The 19,686-nt window shown below is 64.8% G+C and carries 17 protein-coding genes; 14 read left to right on the forward strand and 3 right to left on the reverse strand.

Translation table 11 applies throughout. The features are described from left to right. Window positions 1-6 precede the first annotated feature (6 nt). From OU999_17390 to OU999_17400, 3 genes are all read left to right on the forward strand, one after another. Window positions 7-819 (forward strand): response regulator transcription factor, encoded by an 813-nt coding sequence (locus OU999_17390; GenBank protein ID WAC23479.1) that lies wholly within the window; start codon window positions 7-9, stop codon window positions 817-819. A 102-nt stretch (window positions 820-921) separates the two neighbouring features. After that, on the forward strand, window positions 922-1,665 hold the full coding sequence (locus OU999_17395; GenBank protein WAC23480.1) for a hypothetical protein: 744 nt from the start codon (window positions 922-924) through the stop codon (window positions 1,663-1,665). A 159-nt stretch (window positions 1,666-1,824) separates the two neighbouring features. After that, the gene (locus tag OU999_17400; GenBank protein ID WAC23481.1) at window positions 1,825-4,248 is read left to right on the forward strand and encodes a sensor histidine kinase; all 2,424 of its coding nucleotides are present in this window, start codon (window positions 1,825-1,827) and stop codon (window positions 4,246-4,248) included. Between the two features lie 32 nt (window positions 4,249-4,280). On the opposite strand, the gene OU999_17405 is transcribed toward OU999_17400, so the two are convergent. The 3 genes from OU999_17405 to OU999_17415 form a co-directional block, all read right to left on the reverse strand. Further along, window positions 4,281-4,655 carry a hypothetical protein gene (locus tag OU999_17405; GenBank protein WAC23482.1) on the reverse strand — a complete coding sequence of 125 codons (375 nt, stop codon included), beginning with the start codon at window positions 4,653-4,655 and terminating at the stop codon, window positions 4,281-4,283. A 116-nt stretch (window positions 4,656-4,771) separates the two neighbouring features. Beyond that, window positions 4,772-5,524 (reverse strand): LuxR family transcriptional regulator, encoded by a 753-nt coding sequence (locus OU999_17410; GenBank protein ID WAC23483.1) that lies wholly within the window; start codon window positions 5,522-5,524, stop codon window positions 4,772-4,774. A 203-nt stretch (window positions 5,525-5,727) separates the two neighbouring features. Continuing rightward, window positions 5,728-6,744: a tetratricopeptide repeat protein gene (locus OU999_17415; protein WAC23484.1), complete on the reverse strand. Its 1,017-nt coding sequence runs from the start codon at window positions 6,742-6,744 to the stop codon at window positions 5,728-5,730. Window positions 6,745-7,010: 266 nt separating this feature from the next. Between OU999_17415 and OU999_17420 the strand changes: the two genes are divergently transcribed. The 11 genes from OU999_17420 (at window position 7,011) to OU999_17470 (ending at window position 19,593) form a co-directional block, all read left to right on the forward strand. Next, window positions 7,011-9,566, forward strand: a complete 2,556-nt coding sequence (locus OU999_17420) for a cyclic nucleotide-binding domain-containing protein (protein WAC23485.1) — start codon at window positions 7,011-7,013, stop codon at window positions 9,564-9,566. A gap of 2 nt (window positions 9,567-9,568) precedes the next feature. Further along, window positions 9,569-10,480, forward strand: coding sequence for a hypothetical protein (locus OU999_17425; protein WAC23486.1), 912 nt, complete (start codon window positions 9,569-9,571; stop codon window positions 10,478-10,480). Between the two features lie 46 nt (window positions 10,481-10,526). Then, complete coding sequence (locus OU999_17430; GenBank protein WAC23487.1) at window positions 10,527-12,395, forward strand: cytochrome c3 family protein; 1,869 nt, start codon at window positions 10,527-10,529, stop codon at window positions 12,393-12,395. A 44-nt stretch (window positions 12,396-12,439) separates the two neighbouring features. Continuing rightward, a complete protein-coding gene (locus tag OU999_17435; GenBank protein ID WAC23488.1) occupies window positions 12,440-13,288 on the forward strand; it encodes a phosphodiesterase in 849 nt (282 codons plus the stop codon). A 70-nt stretch (window positions 13,289-13,358) separates the two neighbouring features. Then, entirely contained in the window at window positions 13,359-14,348 is a 990-nt protein-coding gene (locus tag OU999_17440; protein WAC25468.1) for a cysteine synthase A, read from the forward strand. A gap of 57 nt (window positions 14,349-14,405) precedes the next feature. Then, window positions 14,406-14,720: a hypothetical protein gene (locus OU999_17445; protein ID WAC23489.1), complete on the forward strand. Its 315-nt coding sequence runs from the start codon at window positions 14,406-14,408 to the stop codon at window positions 14,718-14,720. Further along, entirely contained in the window at window positions 14,717-15,505 is a 789-nt protein-coding gene (locus OU999_17450) for a hypothetical protein (protein ID WAC23490.1), read from the forward strand. Before OU999_17445 ends, OU999_17450 begins: the two co-directional genes overlap by 4 nt. A gap of 359 nt (window positions 15,506-15,864) precedes the next feature. Next, window positions 15,865-16,299 carry a hypothetical protein gene (locus tag OU999_17455; GenBank protein WAC23491.1) on the forward strand — a complete coding sequence of 145 codons (435 nt, stop codon included), beginning with the start codon at window positions 15,865-15,867 and terminating at the stop codon, window positions 16,297-16,299. Continuing rightward, entirely contained in the window at window positions 16,299-17,294 is a 996-nt protein-coding gene (gene rsmH / locus OU999_17460; protein WAC23492.1) for a 16S rRNA (cytosine(1402)-N(4))-methyltransferase RsmH, read from the forward strand. The genes OU999_17455 and rsmH overlap by 1 nt, the downstream gene beginning before the upstream one ends. Then, on the forward strand, window positions 17,291-17,887 hold the full coding sequence (locus OU999_17465) for a hypothetical protein (protein ID WAC23493.1): 597 nt from the start codon (window positions 17,291-17,293) through the stop codon (window positions 17,885-17,887). The genes rsmH and OU999_17465 overlap by 4 nt, the downstream gene beginning before the upstream one ends. Next, window positions 17,884-19,593, forward strand: coding sequence for a penicillin-binding protein 2 (locus tag OU999_17470; protein ID WAC23494.1), 1,710 nt, complete (start codon window positions 17,884-17,886; stop codon window positions 19,591-19,593). Before OU999_17465 ends, OU999_17470 begins: the two co-directional genes overlap by 4 nt. The last annotated feature ends 93 nt before the right edge of the window (window positions 19,594-19,686 follow it).

The raw sequence follows: 19,686 nt of genomic DNA on the forward strand, positions 1-19,686 counted from the left end.
GGCAGCGTGCCTGCAGCCTGCCATAACGGCGGCGGCGGTGCGCAGCCGGATCAGGCGGGCGTCCGGATGATGGAAGAGGACACAGACAAGGCGGAGCGGGGCGATGGCGTCGCCGCGTCTGCGCTGTCGAGCGCCGTCGCAGATGCCGCCGCCCCCGCGCCCGAATTTGCCGAGCCGGTCCGTATCCTGCTGGTCGATGATCATATGGTGGTGCGCGCAGGCCTGGCCCAGGTGATCGGCAGCGTGCCGGGTCTTGTCGTCGTCGCAGAAGCGGAAAATGGCGAGGAGGCGCTGTTCCAGTGCCAGCGCCATCGCCCCGATGTGGTGCTGATGGATGTGCGCATGCAGGGCATGGGCGGCATCGCTGCAACCGAAGCGATGTGCAAATATCACCCCAAGGTCGCGGTGATCGCGCTGAGCAGCTTTGCCGATCCGGCGACGGTCGCGCGGATGCTCGCTGCCGGAGCGCGGGGATTTCTGCCGAAAAGCGTGGCGGCCGGGGACCTCAGTGCCGCGATCCGCAAGGTGCATGGCGGCGAGACGGTGGTCGATCCGGGGTGTCTGCCGCAGGTGGCAACGGCCTTTGACCCGACTACGCCCGGCGACGAGGACATGGAACTGTCGGCGCAGCAGCGGCGCGTGCTGGCGCTGCTGAGCAAGGGCTATACCAACCCTGAGATCGCCAAGTATCTGGGCATCTCCATGCCCACCGCGCGCTATCATGTCAGCGCCATCCTGGTGAAGCTGGGTGTATCGAACCGGGCCGAGGCCGCAGCGATGGCGATCCGCAACCGGCTGGTCAGCAACAGCGATTTCTGAAGGGACGACCCGCCGCTTGGACGATCGTCCAGCCCGGCTTGCGACCATCACCTTTTACCCCGATCACCCCCAGCCAAGGGCATTGGCTTGAGGGGGTTTGGCATGACACGATGGATGGCTGCGGTCGCGCTGACGGCGCTGGTTTCGGGCGGTTGCAAGGATGCGCCGAGGCAGGAGGCGGAGGCCCCGACCAAGCCGGTCGCGGCGCAATCCTGTGCCGATGATGGCGAGCGTCTGCCGCTGACCGGGCTGTGCGCCGGGCGCGCGGTCAATTACCTCAACATGGACGCCAGCGCCTCGCCGCAAGCGCCGGACGGCTGCGAATGGAAGGTCATGGAAACGCCGATCGTCGATGATGTGCTGCTCTATCGCGGCCTGAAATGCGATGCTGGCGAAACGAAGCTGGAATATGCCGGTGGTGCGCACCGGGCCGAACTGAAGCTGGTCAATTCCGCCTTTCTGGGCAAGATCGACGAGCCTCCGGTCTATGTCTATGTCTACACGATCGAAGGCGACGCCAAGCAGGGCGTGACATCGCGCGCGCGCGAAGCGATGGAGAACGCGGCCGAGGCCGCTGGTTGCACCGCGCGCAATGCGGGGCAGCAGGGCTGGCCTACCGATGCGCTGGTGGTCGATGTATCGCCGCAAGAGGCGGCAAAGGCACCGGCTAACGAGCCCCGCGCCGCCTGTGGTCCGCTGGGCATCAACGAGGATGAAGCCTCGTACTGGCGCGTGGCCCAGGGCTATGGCTGGTTCTTCCAGCTGGGTCAGGATGCCATAGAGATCGATGCCGGGTCCTTCACGCTGATGACCAGGCAGCCCGATGGCAGCTGGGGTGCGATCTGACGCACCCGGTACCGGGCCTGGCCCTTTATCAGCCCGCCAGCTTCTGCCATGGATGCAAACGGGTAAAGGCGCGGTCCGGGGGGATTTTGGCGGAACATCGGCATCAGCACGACGATAGTCGGGTGAAGCGGCGTGCTGTACGTCGCCGGATGCCGCCCCGTGGCTGACGCCGCGCAAACGCTCTACTGGAACCCGGGCGCGGTCAGCTATCTGGTGGAGCTGCTGCTCGCGCTGGTGGTGTCGCTCTATGTCATCCACCGCCTGGTGCGCGAGCATCGCGCCGGGGGGATTACCGCGCCGACATTGCTGTTTGGCATCACCTTCTGGTCGTTCGTGCCCAGCCTCTATGCCTCGCTGCTGCATGCGCTGACCGGGGGTGGCTGGGCCAGCTATGCGATGCCCTGGCTCGCGCCCGATGGACCTGTCGTCCTGTCCATGCCCTGGGTACCCACTTTTGGCGGCATATCGGCCATCGCCTTTGTCCAGTTCGCCTATCGTGTTCCAGGCCGGTTGGCGGGGGCGGACCGCGAGGCCGTGCTGGTCGGAATCGTCATGGCGCTGTGCGTCTGCGCAGAAATTGCCAGTTCGCTCTATACCGACTGGACGCTGCTCAGCCACCGCATCTGGTTTCGCCCCGACTGGGCGGCGGGATGGACCAGCCTCAGCTTGATCTGGGCCATCGTGGTGTTCGTGCGGCAGCTTGGCCAGGCGCAGGGCGGGGGAGGCGAAAAGCGGCTGATCAAGGGCCTGCGTGCGCTGATGGCACGGCCCGTCAATCGCGAGGCCACCGCAGCCAAGGGCTTCATCCTGTTCTCGCTGCTGCCGTTCGCGCACACGCTGGCCCTGGTGTTCCAGCAGGACGGATTCCTGGGGCCCTTGTCGATGGACATGCTGCTGTGCTGGTCGATGCTGGCGCAGCTGACCGGGCTGACGCTGGTCTATTTCGGCTATCTGCCCGAGCGCTCGTCCTTCATCCTGAAGCTGACCATCATCAGCCTGGTGCTGCTGTTCGCGGCGATCAACGGCACGTGCTGGGCGCTCAGTACGCCCTATATCGCGCAATATCGACCCGCCGGCTTGCCCGGAGCAGGCACCGCACTGGAATATATGCCGCAGCCGGCAGGGGGCTATGCCGTGCGTCAGATGGCAGCGCAGCCCTTGTCCAGCGCCGGGCGACCGGTCGGACCTGAAGGCGCGCGGATGGTGCTGCCATTTAAGCTGCGATTCTATGGCCGCACCTATGATGCCGTGCATGTCGCAGGCCATGGCTCGATCGGGTTTGAGGCGGTTCCCGGCCTGATCGATCCGACCATTGCCCTGGGCGTGCAACCCGCCATCCGCCCGCTATTGATGCGCCTTCCGCCCGAGGGCAGCGATGTCACCGCGCGCGCAACCCTGGACCGGCTGGTGGTGACGCGGCGCGACCGCTGTGCACGGCCAGCACCGCAAGCCTGCCATGCGGTGCAGACCATCGTCCATGCCGACGGGCGGATCGTCATGAACTTTCTGGCGGGGCCCGCCATGCCGATCTACCAGATGGCAGACCCGCTGGGTGCGCCCTGGCTGACCGGGATAACGCCGGGGCTGGATCGTTCGCGTGGGGCACCGCTGGTGCGCGATCATTATCGCGGGCTGCTGGTTCATCTCGACCGGCTCTATGCCCCGGTGCTGTCCTTCACCCTCGGCACGATGATGATCGTGCTGCTGGGCATTCCGCTGCTGTTCCAGGGCTTTCTCGTGCGTCCGCTCGACCGCTTGCTGCGCGCGATGCGGCGGTTTCGCGATGGCGATCTGGAGCGGCAGGTCGAGGTCAGCTTCAACGACGAGATCGGCTATCTGACCGAATCGTTCAACGAGATGGCGCGGGCGCAGCATGAACTGGTCAACACGCTGGAGGAACAGGTGGCCAGCCGCAGCGCGCAGGTGGCTGACTTTGCGGTGCGCAACGCCCGGCTGGAAGAGCGCAACCGCCTGTCGGGCGATCTGCACGATACCGTAACGCAAACGCTGTTTTCTGCCGCCATGCTGTCCGACGGGCTGGCCGAATTCTGGCACAAGGACCACCCCGATGATGCCGCAGCCAAGCTGCGCCAGCTGGCCCAGATGAACCGGCACGCGCTGGCCGAAATGCGTGTGATGCTGAACGAACTGCGCACGGACGGGATTGTCGAGCAGCCGCTTTCCCACCTTATCTCCACGCTCGCGCAGGAATTTGCGCAAGGGCAGGGCGATGCCATGCGCATCGAATGCGAGATCAGCGGCGATACGCTGTTGCCGCTCGACGTTCAGGCGATGATGTACCGGATCGCGCAGGAGAGCCTCAACAACATCGCGCGTCATGCGCAGGCCAGCCATGTCGCTATCGCGCTGGAGGCGCTGCCGGGGCAGACGATGCTGTCGATCAGCGACAATGGGCGCGGCTTCGATCCGGCTGCGGTGCCGACCGGTCATCTGGGCCTGCAGATCATGCGCGAACGCGCCCGCCGCATCGATGCGGTGCTGGAGGTGGAATCGCAAGCCGGGCTTGGCACCACCATCACCGCGATCTGGATGCAGCAAGGCGCGCCCGGCGTGCTATCCTGAGGGCCGGCTTCGGCCCGGATGTCGGGATCAGCTCAGCTCTTGAACGCGCAGACCTTGGCGCGCTTGCCGATCCAGCAGCCGCCCTTGCGCCGGAAATCCTCACCCAGCGGAGCCTGTGCGCTCATGGTTTTCGGGGTCTCGTTCCAGCTGACACTGGCCAGCCCCTTTTCCAGCATGGTGACATAGGCGAAATAGCCGGGCTTGTTGGTGCCGGCATTGATCGTGAACGATCCGTCGCCGCCCATGAATTCGATTCGGCAGGTCTTCTTGATATCGACATAGACCTTGCCATCGACGGTCAGCGAACAGTCGCCGGTGATGGTCTTGGCCTCGGCCTCGGGGGCGGTGACGGTCATGGCGGCCATGCCTAGGCCCGCCAGAACAGCGGCTGCGATTGCGTGTTTCACGGAAATCTCCTGGTGGCAAAAGGCGCGGCGAAGCGCCCCGCCTGTGGGCCACTTTTCGCCGGTCGAGCCGGGCGCGATCAAGCTGGACGATCGTACAGGGCGGCGGCGCGCGCCGCCTATTCCGTCACGTCGTCGAGCGTGAAATAGCCGAGTTTCAGGGACTTGAGCACCAATTGCGCGCGGTTGGACACGCCTAGCCTGCGCCGTGCATCGGTGAGATACTCGCTCACTGTCTGGTCCGAAATGCCCAGCACGGCGGCGATTTCCCAGCTCGTCATGCCGCGCGCGACCAGCTTGATGCAATCGACCTGGCGCGGCGACAGGCGTTCGTCGCTGGTGACCTGCACTTCGGGCAGTTGCGATTGCCACAAGGTGCGTGCCTGCTGTCCGGCGGAAATGCCCAGCAGGATCGCCAGCATGAACGGGCGCGATTCGAGCGGCTGGCCATCCTTGACCACGAAATGCACCGATATGGTCGGCCGGTCGGGCATGTGCCCGGCAATGGTGCAGCCCGAACCCAGGCCCAGCTTGCGCATCTCGTCCAGATATTCGCGCTGGATGCGGGTGAGCGGAATGATCGTTTCCAGTTCTGCCCAGCGGATCGCGCCGCCGCGCCGCTGGCATGCTGCCAGTACCGGGCTGGTCAGGCTGTAATCGCGCCGCTGAAACAGGTCATGCCAGGTTGCGGGATAGTTGGTTACCATCTGTGGTTCCATCAGGCCCGATTGTATGTGGACATGACGCGCCAGCGCGCCATAGGCAAAGCCGAAAGGCGCCGCTGCATCGACGGTAATCTGCAGCAGTTCTTCCAGCGTGGAAGCCGCTTCGATCGCTACCGATGCACGCTCGACATGATCCAGTTCCGGCATAGCCCTGGTGTAATTCCCGATTGATGAAGGATACTTCCTGTAGCAGGCGAACGCCCAGGAGTAACATGGTTAATTGCAAACGATAGTCACTTCGCTATTTGCGCAGCGCAGGGCTTGCAACGATTAAACCGTTACATTGGTCCATATCGGATCAATTTTTCTTTGCGCTTGGCGAAACGACGCCCCGAAATTCGGGGTTTCGATCAGGCGCCCGGTACGCCGAGGGCCGATGCCGCTTCTCGCACGCGGCGCTGGTCTGCCGCCTTGTTCTTCAGCGCAGCAGTGGCATCGCGCAGGGCAGCCTGCGCCTTGCCGGTCTCGCCCAGCTGCATGCGGCTGCGCAGCAGCATGATCCAGCCATCGGTATCGCCCGGCTCGCGTTTCAGGCGATCGGCCAGGCCCTCGACCATCTGCTGGATCATCATGTCCTGCTGGCCCTGCGGCAAGGCGGCGGCTGCCGCCATCTGGTCGCGCGACGGTCCCGGAATGCCTGCAGTCGCGGTCTCTGCGCCATCGGTGCGGAAGCCCGCATTGGGCGGCGCGAACTTGGCGGAGGCGAGGCGCTTTTCCACCTCGATGCCGCGTTCCTTGCCGACATTGCGGATCACATCGCGAATGTCCTTGGCATAGGGGGCATCGGCCGGCGTTTCGGCCAGCAGCGCAAACCAGTCCTCGATGGCTTCGGCATGCTTGCCGTCAATGTCCTTGGCGGCGGCGAGGAAATAGCGCGCACGGGCATCCTTGGGATCGATCTCGACGGCGCGCTTGAACGCGGTGCGCGCATCCTGGCTGATCGCCTCGTCCTTGCTGGCCATGACCAGCGCCTCACCCAGCATCGAATGATATTCCGAATTTCCGGGGGCCAGCTGGATCGCGCGGCGCATCGCGGTGGCCGATTCGGCAAAGCGCTGGGTCTCGAAATAGCTCCAGCCCAGCATCCGCCAGCCTTCCGCGTCATCGGGATTGTCGCGCAGCCGCGCCTCGAGCGCGGTGATCACCTGGTCGACCGAGGCTGGCTGGCCTTGTGCATTGAGCGGCGCGGCAGGGGCGGAGGCAGCCGGCTTCTGGTCGGTATAGACCTTGTAACCCACTGCACTCACAGCAATCAGTGCCGCTGCAGCCAGCGCAATCCGCCCGATGCCGAAGCTGCCTCCGCCGGTTGGCACGGGGGCTTCAGGGCCCGCAGAAGGGGTGGCGGTATCGGTCTGGGTGTCGGTCATGATGGCTGTCTCTTTGTCGCGTCCGGGTGAAAGGCTAGCCGATCGGCCAAATTTTCCAATTTCTAAGTGGTAAAGATCACATTCTTTGCTAGAAATATCGCCATAGGGTTCGCAACCGAATTTTGGGCAAGTTCTTGCGGCAGCGGGGCATTCTGGCGATAGCAGCACCGATCGGGGAGAAATCGGGCTGGAAGTCGCCGGACTGACACGTCTTTGCCATGCAAGCGTGGGCGCGTGAGCGTCCGCAATTGGGGGGACGCGAACCAGTGAGCGAGATTTACCGCGTTGCTATCATCGGGTCTGGTCCGGCAGGCAAGAGCGCTGCGGCGCGTGCTGCCAGCCTGGGCATGAGCCATGTCCTGCTCGAAAAGACCGATCACCTTTCCGACACGATCTACAAATACCAGAAGGGCAAGCACGTGATGGCCACGCCATCGCAGCTCGTCCTGCGTTCGGACCAGGAGTTCGAGGCGGGCAAGCGCGAGGCGATCCTGGAAAAGTGGAACGCGCGGACCAAGGAACTGAACGTCAACGTGAAGTTCAATGCCGAGGCCAAGGCGATCCGCGGTACCGGCCCGGCGATCGAGGGCAGCATTCATGTCATCGAGCAGCGCGGCCGCGATGGTTCGATCACCAAGAAGGAAATCCAGCGCTACGCCCCGCCTTATGAAATCGAGCTGACCAGCGGCGAGAAGGTGATGGCGGAAAATGTCGTCTTCGCCATCGGCACCCAGGGCAACCCCAACCGCATGCGCTGCCCCGGCGGCGACCTGCCGCACGTCCAGTATCAGCTGGATGACCCGACCGAATATGTCGACGAGCATATCGTCGTGATCGGCGCGGGCGATGCCGGGATCGAGAACGCGCGCGGCCTTGCCGAGGATTCGGCGCAGGGCAATGTCGTCACCGTCGTCAGCCGCGGCCCCGAAGCGCCGAGCCCGAAGGAATCCTTTCCCACCGCGAAAGAGGCCAATGCGCTGGCGCTGCTGGCCGATCGCAATGCGGGCAAGCTTCAGATCCGCTTCGAAACCGACACCGCCAGTGTCGAGCCTGGCTGGATCACCTTCAGCACCCGCGACGGCGAGGAGCGTGTCCGTTGCGACCGCATCATTGCGCGGATCGGCTCGGCTCCGCCGCGCGCCTTCATCGAGGAATGCGGCATCGCCTTCACCAGCGCCGATCGCCTGGCCTTCCCGCAACTGTCCCCGGTGTTCGAATCGACCGCACCCAATATCTTCGTCATCGGCGCGCTCGCGGGCTATCCGCTGATCAAGCACTGCATGAACCAGGGCTATGACGTCATCGAGTTCATCAACGGCAATACCGATCTGAAGCCGGCGGACGAGCCGATCCTGGAGGGCAAGTTCAAGGACCTGCCGGGCCGCAAGTCGGTGGCCGAATGGCTCGACCTGCTGCGCGAGAACGTCACCATCCTCAACGGCATGAACCCGCTGCAGATGCGCGAGTTCATGCTTGATTCGGATGCGAAATTCTATCGCAAGGGCGATGTCATCTTTGAACGCGCCGCCCCCGGATCGTCGCTGTTCGCGATCGCGCAAGGTTCTGTCGCGGTGCAGATCGACCCCAATGACCCGTCGAAGACGGTGCCGATCGGCCAGGGGTCGATCTTTGGCGAGGTCGGCCTGATCTCGGGCCGCCGTCGCGGTGCCACGATCGTTGCCGCCGAGGATACGATCTGCGTCGAAATCTCGCGCAATGCCGCGTTGAAGCTGCAAAGCCAGGTGCCGACCGCCAAGAAGGCTATCGAGCGTATCTCGACCGAGCGTCTGTTGCTGCAGATGTTCGGATCGGGGCTCAAGCCAGCCGACATTGCCGAGGTCGTCGAAACCAGCCGCATCCGCCAGGTCAAGCCGGGCGAGGCGATCCTGAAGGAAGGTGACGAAGGCAACGAGATCTATGTGATCCGCGTCGGATCGATGATCGTCGAGAAGGAAATCGGCGGCAAGCCGGTGTTCCTCTCCTATTTGCCCGCCGGCTCTTACGTAGGCGAAATGGCGCTGATCGCGGGCGGACGCCGCACCGCGACGGTGAAGGCGGCGATCAAGTCCGAGGTCATCCAGATCGATGGCGATGCCTTCAAGAAGGTGCTGGAGGCCAATCCCGAGCTGCTCAAGCGCGCCAAGCGCGACATGGCCAGCCGCCAGGATATCAACGCCTTTATCGAGGCGAAGAAGGACAGCTTCTCCGGCGTCGTCGACATGTATTCGGGCGTCGCCAACTTCCTTGTCGAAAACGGCATCGGCGAGGCAACCGACGTGCTGCTGATCGACGAGACGCTGTGCGTGGGCTGCGACAATTGCGAAAAGGCGTGCGCCGACAGCCATGACGGCCTGTCGCGGCTCGACCGCGAGGCGGGGCGCACCTATGCGCACCTGCACGTGCCGACCAGCTGCCGCCATTGCGAGCACCCGCACTGCATGGCCGATTGCCCGCCCAACGCGATCAATCGCGGTCCCGATGGCGAGGTCTATATCAATGATACGTGCATCGGCTGCGGCAACTGCCAGCGCAACTGCCCCTATGGCGTGATCCGCATGGACAAGGTGCCGCCGAAAAAGCCGAGCCTGTTGTCGTGGCTGTTCTTCGGCTTTGGCCCGGGCCCGGGCGAGCCGAGCAAGAAATGGGCCTATGCCAATAGCGACCACAGCGTCGAAAAGCCCAAGAAAGCGATCAAGTGCGACATGTGCGCCGGCATCGAGGGCGGGCCGAGCTGCGTGCGTGCCTGCCCGACGGGAGCGGCAATCCGCGTCGCGCCGGACGAGTTCCTCACCGTCGCCCGGCTTGAGCAGGAGGAGGCTTGACCATGGCCAGCCAGGCTCAAGGCGCAGCGCCGCCAGCACGCAAGAAGACCACCGGCCGTCAGCGCAATTCGATGCATGACGGCTTTCTGAAGCACAAGAATTTCCGCTGGATGAAGATCGCCACGGTGCTCAGCATCGTGTGCCTGGTCAGCTATTTCCTCATCGATGTGCAGCCACGCCACAATGGCGGCTCGTGGTATGGCTATACGCTGGGTACCATCGGGGCGGCGCTGATTCTGTGGCTGACGTGCCTGGGCCTGCGCAAGCGCGCGATCACGCCGGGGGGCTGGTCGCTCAAGGCCTGGACCAGCGCGCATGTCTATCTCGGGCTCAGCCTGATCGTCATCGGCACGCTGCACACCGGTTTCCAGTTGGGCTGGAACGTGCACACGCTGGCCTGGTCGCTGATGATGATCGTGATCATCTCGGGCATTGTCGGCATCTATTTCTACGCGACCCTGCCCGACAATCTGTCGAGCAACCGCGCCGATTCCGACGGTGCGGTGACCGAGAAGATGATGATCGAGCAGCTCCGCTCGCTCGACCGTCAGCTGCACGATGCCGCCCAGCCGCTCGATCCTGCGCAGGCCGCGCTGGTTCAGGCATCGCTGGAGCAGGACCCGTTCGACGGCAATTTCTTCCAGCGCATCACTAACAGCTATTCGGGCTGCGAAACCCGCGCGGCGATTGCCGAGCTGCGCCGGATGCGCGCCTATCAGCCGCGCATGGGCGATGACCCGCTCGACAAGGTCGACGGGCTTTTGCAGCGCAAGGAATCGACTCTGGCACGGCTGCGCAAGCATCTGCAGATCAAGTCAATGCTGCAGGTGTGGCTCTATGTCCATGTGCCGATGACGTTCGCGCTGCTCGCGGCGCTGTCCGCGCATATTGTCAGCGTGTTTTTCTACTGGTGATCGAAAGTCCCGGGGGCGGGTGTCGGCAAGTGTTGGGGGCAGTTGAATGATGTTTATCGTCCGCCAGGTGGCCTTGAAGGCAGATGGCAGCGAGATCGTCCGCCAGACCGAGGTGGCGGGCGAGGAGATTTTCATCGGCCGCAACGCCAGCAACGGCGTGCATCTGCCCGACCTTGCGGTGAACCCGGTTCACGCGCAAATGGTCCGCCGAGGCGGCGAGCTGGTCATCACCGCGCAATCGCAGCAACCATTCGATGTCGATGGCCGCAGTGTCGAATCGACGACGATCGACATCGCGCGCGGCGCGGAATTGCGTTTTGGTGGCCATATCATCGCGCTGGGCAGCGAAGGCGATGCCGTCACCCTGACCGTGCGCCGCGTCGAGGCGGTGTCGGACAGCGCCGAGGACAAGGACGAGGCGGCGATCTATTCGCTCAAGGGCCTGCTGCCCGGCAAGCGGATGAGCGCCTGGGGCTTTGCGCTGCTGGTGCTGATCGCGTGCCTCGCCTGGCCGATCTACACCTGGTCGAACTACAAGGACCTGGCTTACAAGGAAAAAGTCTCGCGGCCCGAGGGCTTCCATGCCGATACGATGTGGTCATCGGGCAAGCTCAGCCTGGCGCACAAGACGCTGAAGAATGACTGCCAGTCCTGCCATGTCGATGCGTTCGTGTCGGTGCGCGACAATGCCTGCATGACCTGCCACCAGAAGGATGCCGGGCCGCATGCACCGATGGCGCGCCAGCTGGATGCCCGCGGCGAACCCACCGGATTTGCCGCCTTTACCCGATTCGTTGCGGCCAGTTTCAACAAACCCGCAGGACGCTGTGTCGAATGTCACACCGAGCACGAGGGTGCGGGTGCTATGGAACCGACACAGCAGCGATTCTGTGCTGAATGCCATGACGGGATGAACACGCGCTTGACCGACACCAAACTCGGAAACGCCGCCGACTTCGGCAAGGCACACCCGCAATTCCAGGCGGCGGTGCTGGTGCGTCCGCTGGTGGGGGATGATGCCAAGGCACCGCGCAAGCGCATCTCGCTCGACAAGAAGCCGCGCGAGAATAACGGCCTGAAGTTCCCGCACGATCTTCATCTCAACAAGACCGGCGGCGTCGCGCAGATGGGGCGCCGGCTCAGCGGCAAATACGATTTTGGCGACGCGCTCGAGTGCAAGGATTGTCACGAGCCGGACAAGAACAATGTCGGCTTTGTAGCGGTCGACATGGAGAAGAGCTGTGCGATGTGCCACAGCCTGGCCTTTGACAAGATCGGCGGCACCTATCGCACGCTGCGACACGGCCAGCCCGAACAGGTCAAGGCCGATCTGCGCGCCTTCTACCGCTCGACCCCGCCTGCGCGGCCGATCAATCTGGGCAGCCTGGCGCGCCAGCGGCCAGGGGTCGTGAACTCGCGGCGGACGGCAGCGGATTATGCCCGTGCGGTGAATTTCCGCGGTGGCCGTGCCGATCAGGCGATCCGCCAGGTCTTCAGCCGTGGCGGCGCTTGCTATGACTGCCACGTCGTGGTGCCGCCTGCTTCGGGCGGGCTCGATTTCCGCATTGCACCGGTCGCGCAGACCAGCCGTTACATGCAAAAGGGCTGGTTCACCCATGATGCGCACGACAAGGAAGAGTGCACCAGCTGCCATCTGGCCGAAAAATCCAGAGACGCGTCCGACCTGTTACTGCCCGGAATCAAGGATTGTCGCACCTGCCATGTTGGCGAGACTGGCGAATCCTTGATCAAGGTTAAGAAACCGGTCGAATCTACCTGTGCAATGTGCCACGATTACCATGCCGATAAGGGGGCGCCATGGCTGCTTCGCGAGCAAGACAAGAAGAAAAAGCGGCCAGAGATTACGGCCTCCATGGCGCATCCGGGGGGGGCAGCGGCGCGATTGCGACGATAGCTTCCACCCCTGAGCACACGAACAATAAGGGACCGGGTCGCGGAATGCTTATAGCTCAGATCACCGATATTCATCTGGGCTTCGATCCCGATAACCCCGCCGAGTTCAATCGCAAGCGGCTCGATCAGGTTATTGCCATGCTGCGCGATCTCGATCCGGTGCCCGATCTGCTGCTCGCCACGGGCGATCTGATCGATCGGGGCGATGAGGACAGCTATCGCCGCCTCAAGAATGCGCTCTCGGTCTGCCCGTTCCCTGTCTATATGTGCATGGGCAATCACGACCAGCGCGATACTTTTCAGGCGCAATTTCCCGACGTTCCGACCGCCGACGGCTTTGTGCAATATGAGGTCGATGCAGGGCCGATCCGGCTGCTGGTGCTCGATACGCTGGAAGAGGGGCGCCATGGCGGTGCGTTCTGCGAGGTCCGCGCCGAATGGCTGCGCGCGCGGCTGACCGAGCACACCGACCGTCCGACGCTGATCGTCCAGCACCACCCGCCGATCGAGGTGGGCATCGAGTGGATGAACACGCATCCCGAAGAGCCCTGGGTGGAGCGGCTGCGCGACTGCCTGGCGAACCGGCCGAACGTGATCGGCATGGTCTGCGGCCATGTCCATCGCGCGATCGTCAGCCAGTGGAACGGGTTTCCGGTTGCCATCTGCCCGTCAAGCGCGCCGCAGGTGGCGCTGGAGCTGGCCCCGATCGATCCCGACAGGCCCGATGGCCGCAACATGATCATCGCCGATCCGCCCGCCTTCGCGCTGCACTGGTGGAACGGGCGCGAACTCATCACCCATTACGAGACCGCCGACGAGCATGTGATGCTGGCGCGCTTCGACGAAAAGATGCAGCCGCTGGTGCGCAGCCTGCTGGCGGAAAGGCCGGCCTGATCGCCATCTCGCGATGGCCGATGGGCAGCCGCACCTTGCCGCCCGCGTGACCGGTGGCTATCTAGCCGCCATGACCATTGCACCGACCACGCTCGACCTGATTGGCAACACCCCGCTGGTGCGGCTCCATGGCCCCAGCGAGGCTGCGGGCTGCGACATCTTTGGCAAGTGCGAATATGCCAATCCCGGCGCATCGGTGAAGGACCGCGCGGCGCTGTATATCGTGCGCGATGCCGAGGAGCGCGGGACGCTGCAGCCCGGCGGGACGATCGTCGAGGGCACGGCGGGCAATACCGGCATCGGCCTCGCGCTGGTCGCCAATGCCAAGGGCTACAAGACCATCATCGTCATGCCCGAAACCCAGTCCAAGGAGAAGATGGACACGCTGCGCGCGCTGGGTGCCGAACTGGTGCTGGTGCCGGCCGCGCCTTATGCCAATCCCGGCCATTTCGTGCACACCTCGCGCCGCCTGGCCGAAGAAACGCCGGGCGCGATCTGGGCGCAGCAGTTCGACAATATCGCCAACCGTCGCGCGCATATCGAGGGCACGGCAGAAGAGATCTGGGCGCAGATGGATGGCCGGATCGACGGTTTCACCTGCGCTGCGGGCACCGGCGGCACGATCGCCGGCGTGGGCATGGGCCTCAAGGCGCACAACCCCGATGTCACCATCGCGCTGACCGATCCGCACGGCGCTGCCCTGTTCAACTATTACGCCAATGGCGAGCTGAAGGCGGAAGGATCGTCGGTCGCCGAAGGCATCGGCCAGGGGCGCATCACCGGCAATCTGGAAGATGCGCCGATCGATACGCAGTTCCGCATTTCCGATGAGGTCGGGCTCTATTGGGTGCAGCGGCTGCTCAAGGAAGAGGGGCTGTGTCTGGGCCTGTCCTCGGGCATCAATGTCGCAGGCGCGGTCGAGCTGGGGCGGACACTGGGCCAGGGCTCGCGCGTCGTGACCATCCTGTGCGATACGGGCTTCCGCTATCTGTCGACGCTGTACAATCCCGAATGGCTGCGCGCCAAGGGATTGCCCGTCTTCCCCTGGCTGGCCGATTGACCTATACTCACGGTCATGGTCGCTGAAAAAGCCCGCAACGCTGGGGGCAATCCCCTTATGCACCGGCTGCAGATCGGCATCGGCGGTATCTTTGCGGTACTGGTGATGGTCGCGCTGGCCGACATGCTGCTGCAGCGCGCCGCGACCGAGGCTCCGGCAGAGACGGCCATCGCCGCCGAACCCGGCACGACCAATCCCGCATCGCCGCCGGTGGTGCAGGCACCAGCCGCAAGCGAGCCGCTGGTCGATCTGGGCGTGGTGCCCGATCTTCCGGCAGAAGGCGCGCAGCACAGCGCAGGCGGGCAGACTCCGGTGGTCGGCGAATTGCAGCCCGCCCCGCAAACGGGCACTCCCAGCCAGCCCCAGCAATGATGCGCCTGGGCGTCGCGCTCGCGGCGGCAGGCCTGGCAGCGACGGCCTGCGCTCCCGCCTCGTCGGGCCAGGCCGGCGAGACCGCCCATGCCGAGCCTCCAGCCCCGATCCTCCCCAGCCTGCCGCGCCAGCGTATCGTGCTGATGAGCAGCCTTCCGCTCGTCTATGGCGCAGGCGTGGACATGGCGGGCGTCATCGCGGGCAAGGCCGATCCGCATCCCCTGCACCGCGCGCTGGCTGAGGCGCACGATCTGGTCGTGCCCGATATTCTCGATGCGGCAGCGTTCGAAGGCGCGCGCCTGGCGATCCTGGTCCAGCCGCGCGGCTTGAGCCCGCAGGAGCTGGTCGCGCTCGATGGCTATGTGCGCCAGGGCGGCAGGCTGTTGCTGTTTGCCGATCCGATGCTCGAATGGCCGCATGGGGCAGGGCTGGCCGATCCGGCAGGGCCGGTGCGGACATCCTTGCTCTCGCCGCTGCTCAGCCATTGGGGATTGGAGCTGCTGGATCCGGCGATCGAATCGGTCCGGTTGGGGAAATCGGGCGCCGTTCTGGTTCATCCCGGGCAATTCGGGGTCCTGCGCGGGAGAATTGGGGACGCGGCATGCACGCTGGAATCGTCCGCACATCTGGCGCGCTGCCGGGTGGGCAGGGGGCATGCGGTGCTGGTCGCCGATGCCGATCTGCTCGATCCGGCAATCCTCGAAAAACCGGGCCAGACCGCCCGCGCCAACCGCCTGCTGGTGCACGATCTGATCACCGGATTGGTGGCGGAGGACACGTCGTGACGCGGCTCAGGCAAGGACGTTCGGTTCACCCCGATTCTGGCGCGCTCGCCCCAATATTGCCGTTCTAGACCCAAAAAACCCCTTTCCTCCCCAAGTTTCCCTTGGTATGGACTCCCTTAATCGGGGTTCAACCATCTGTGATTCCTTGCCGACCTGCGGTGCCGACGCGCCGTGGGAGCCTCAGGGCTTTATCCGCGATCCGGCGGATGCGGGCCGTGTGCGGGGCAGTCAGGGTCATGGAGGCACCCCCGGACAGTCAGGGATACGCAACGGCGCGGCATAAGGGGTGAATCGACCAAGTGGCGGAAATCAGTGCCTTTCTTGGTTCTGCATTGACCACCATCGACCCTAAGGGGCGGATGGCCATCCCGGCTGCCTTCCGCAATCCCATCATCGCTAACTCGAATGGCGAAAGCTCGGTCGTCTTCTCGTTCAATGCCCAGGCCCAGTGCCTGCAGGGCCATGGCACCGAACGTCTCGCAGCCTTGCTGGAGCAGATGCGCCGCCGTGAGCAGCTGGCGAGCGAGGCGGGCGAGGAATTCCGCACCGAGCTGTTCGGCGGCCCGCGCTTCAACTCCACCGCCACGATCAGCTTCGACAGCAGCGGACGTCTCATCCTGCCAAGGATGCTGGTCGCGATGGCCCGAATCGAAAAGCACGTGTTCTTCAGCGGCAACGGCACCGATTTCAGCGTCTGGGGCGTTGAGCATCTGCTGGCGATGGACGACCCGCGTCTCGCCTCGCAGCAGTTCAATGCGCGTTTCCTGATGGAAGAGCTGGGGGGCAAGCGCTGATGGCCCGCCCTGAAACCCGCGACATCGCCCGCAGCGACGCCCCGCACGTTCCGGTGCTGCTCGCCGAGGTGCTCGAAGGCCTGGCGATTGCGCCGGGCGAGGTGCATGTCGATGCAACCTTTGGTGCTGGTGGATACAGCCGCGCCATGCTGGACGCCGGTGCATCGGTCCATGGTTTCGACCGCGATCCCGATGCCGCAGCGACCGGCAAGGCGCTGGTGGAGGAAGCGAACGGCCGCTTCACCTTCCATGCAGCCCGCTTCTCGCAACTCGCGCAGGTGCTGCAGGCTGCGGGCGTCACCCAGGTGGATGGCATCGTGTTCGATATCGGCGTCTCGTCGATGCAGCTCGATCAGGCGGATCGTGGCTTCTCGTTCCAGTCCGATGGCCCGCTCGACATGCGCATGGGCCAGGACGGGCTGAGCGCGGCAGAGTTCGTCAACACCGCCGAAGAAGCCGATATCGCCGATATCCTCTACTTGTATGGCGAAGAGCGCCAGTCGCGCCGCATCGCCCGCGCCATCGTCGCCGCCCGTCCGTTGCAGAGGACGCTCGAGCTGGCGGCGGTGGTGCGCAAGGCTCTGGGCTATCGCCCCGGCGCGCCCAAGGACCCGGCCACGCGCACCTTCCAGGCGATCCGCATTCATGTGAACGGCGAGCTGGACGAGCTGCGCGAGGGGCTGGTTGCCGCAGAGGCGATGCTCGCCCCCGGCGGGCGTCTGGCCGTGGTCAGCTTCCACAGCCTGGAAGACCGCATCGTCAAGCGGTTCCTGAAGGTGCGCAGCGGCAGCGAGGGTGCCGGATCGCGTCACCTGCCCGACATGTCCGGCCAGCGCCGTACCCCCAGTTTCGAGAAACCCGCCAGACCGACCCGGGCGGGCGAGGCCGAATGCGCGCGTAACCCCCGCGCGCGTTCGGCCACCTTGCGGGTCGCAGTCCGTAGCGATGCCCCCGGCTTGGGCACGCACGATGATGCGGAAAGGCGGGCGGCATGATCCTGGCAGTCAAGCGGCTCAAGACCATCGGCTGGATCGCGCTGATCTTCATCGTGGCGATCGCGCTCTATCCGCTCTCGCTCAGCGTTGCGACGCTGCGCAGCGATCTCACGCGCACCGAGCGCGACATCCTGCGCACCCGCGCCGAAATCCGCTATCTCGAGACCGAATTCGCCACGCGCGCCAGCCTGGCCCAGCTCGCGATGTGGAACGACTTGGAATATGGTTATGAAGCGCCCAGCGCGGCGCAATATCTGGATGGCGAGCGCGAGCTCGCCAATCTGGGCGATGCCACCAAGCCGCTCGACCAGCCGGTGCGCGTCGCGGCGATGACCATCAAGCCGCAGGCCGAGCCCGCCGCGATCAAGCCCGCGCAGCTCGCCGCGAACACCGCCAAGACGCCCGAGCCGCTTTCGGTCTCGGCGAGCGTCGCGATCATCAGCCCGGCGCGCGCCGCGACATCGGCCACCGCGCCCAAGTCGGCCAAGGCGGGCGAGGATAAAGGCGCTGGCCGCAGGCTGCTCGACGACAGGCTGCTCGATCGGATCAACAAACAGGCTGATGCCGAACTGAAGAAGACGGGGGGTCAATGACCGCGCTTGCATCCGGTAGCCACAGGGTCCGTCTGGCCAGCAAGCGCCAGCATCTCACGCTCACCGCGCAGGTCCGCCTGGTTGCGGTGCTTGCGCTATTTGGCCTGGGCGTCGGCGCGATCCTGCTGCGCCTGACCTTTATCGGCGTGTTCGGCGAGCAGGCGCAGGCTGCGACACGCTCCGCATTGGTCGATCCGGGCCGCGGCGATATCGTCGATCGCAACGGCGTGCCGCTGGCGCGCACCATCGACGGCTATGCCATCCGCGTGGTGCCCGACAAGCTGATCGGTGACCGCAAGGTGCTGGCCGGCAAGCTGGCGGCGATCTTCCCCGATACTTCGGAAGCCCGGTTCCTCGATCTGCTTAGCCGCAAGAAGCCCACCTATCTGCGCCACCGCGCCATTCCGGAAGAGGTCAACCGGGTCCATGCGCTGGGCGAAGTCGGCATCGAATTTCCGCGCGAAAAGGAGCGTTTCTACCCGCAGCTGCAACTGGCGGCGCATGTGCTGGGCTATGTCCATCCCGATGGCCATGGCGTCTCCGGCATGGAGCGGGCGATGGACAGCGATCTGATCGACCCGAAAAAGCGCCTGACCCCGTCTGCGCTGTCGGTCGACATCCGCGTGCAGGCCGCGCTCGAGGACGAACTGGGCAAGGGCATGAAGGCCTATGATGCCAAGGCGGCTGCCGGGATCGTGCTCGACGTGGAAACGGGCGAGGTGATGGCGATGACCTCGCTGCCCAGCTTCAACCCCAATCATTTCGACGCCAGCAGCGCCGCCTTTGAGGCGAACCAGGTCACCTATCGCTTCTTCGAGCTGGGATCGACCTTCAAGCCGCTGACCGTCGCTGCCGCGATCGATGCCGGAACCGTGACCGACCTGTCGCGGCGTTACGATGCCAGCCGTCCGCTCAAGGTGGCGGGCTTCCAGATCCGCGATTCCCACTCGTCGGGCCGCTGGCTGAACGTGCCCGAGACACTGGTCCACAGCTCCAACATCGTCACCGCGCAGATTGCCGACGAGCTGGGCCCCGAGCGGCTGCAGGCAGTGATGCGCAAGCTCCACTTCGATCGCCAGGCCGATATCAACCTGCGCGAGCGCGCCAAGCCGCTCTGGCCCGCGCAATGGGGCCGGCTGACCAACATGACCGTCGCCTATGGCCATGGCATCGCGGTGACGCCGCTGCACCTCGCCTCTGCCTATGCGGCGATGGTCAATGGCGGGCTGTACCGGCCGGCGACGCTGATGAAGCTGAACCCGGCCGATGTGCCGCGCGGCGAGCGGGTGTTCAAGGCGTCGACCAGCGCACGGATGAACCAGCTGCTGCGCATGATCGTGCGCGACGGTACCGGCCGCAAGGCCGAGGCGCCCGGTTTCCGCGTCGGCGGCAAGACGGGCTCGGCCGAAAAGCCGGGCGCGGGCGGCTACAAGCGCAGTTCGGTGGTCGCGACCTTTGCGGCGGCCTTCCCGATGGACAAGCCGCGCTATGTGGTGATCGTGATGATCGACGAGCCCTCGGGCAATTCGGCATCGTCGTTCCAGCGGACCGCTGGCTGGACCGCCGCACCGGTGGTTGCCAAGCTGGTGCCGCGGATCGGCCCGATGCTGGGCGTCATCCCCGATGACCGCCGCGATGTCGACGTGTCGGAACTGATGCCGCTGCTGTGGAAGGCACCAGGCAAGAAATCGGACGATCCGGTATAGGCAATTATACACAGGCACCGCGATGCAGGGGGTTGCATCTGATGCGGTCAGACATAGAGGAGGCGGGAATTTACAGGGTCGGTAAAAGGGACG

Origin of the sequence: Blastomonas sp. SL216, assembly GCA_026625625.1 — a bacterium.
Taxonomy (GTDB): domain Bacteria; phylum Pseudomonadota; class Alphaproteobacteria; order Sphingomonadales; family Sphingomonadaceae; genus Blastomonas.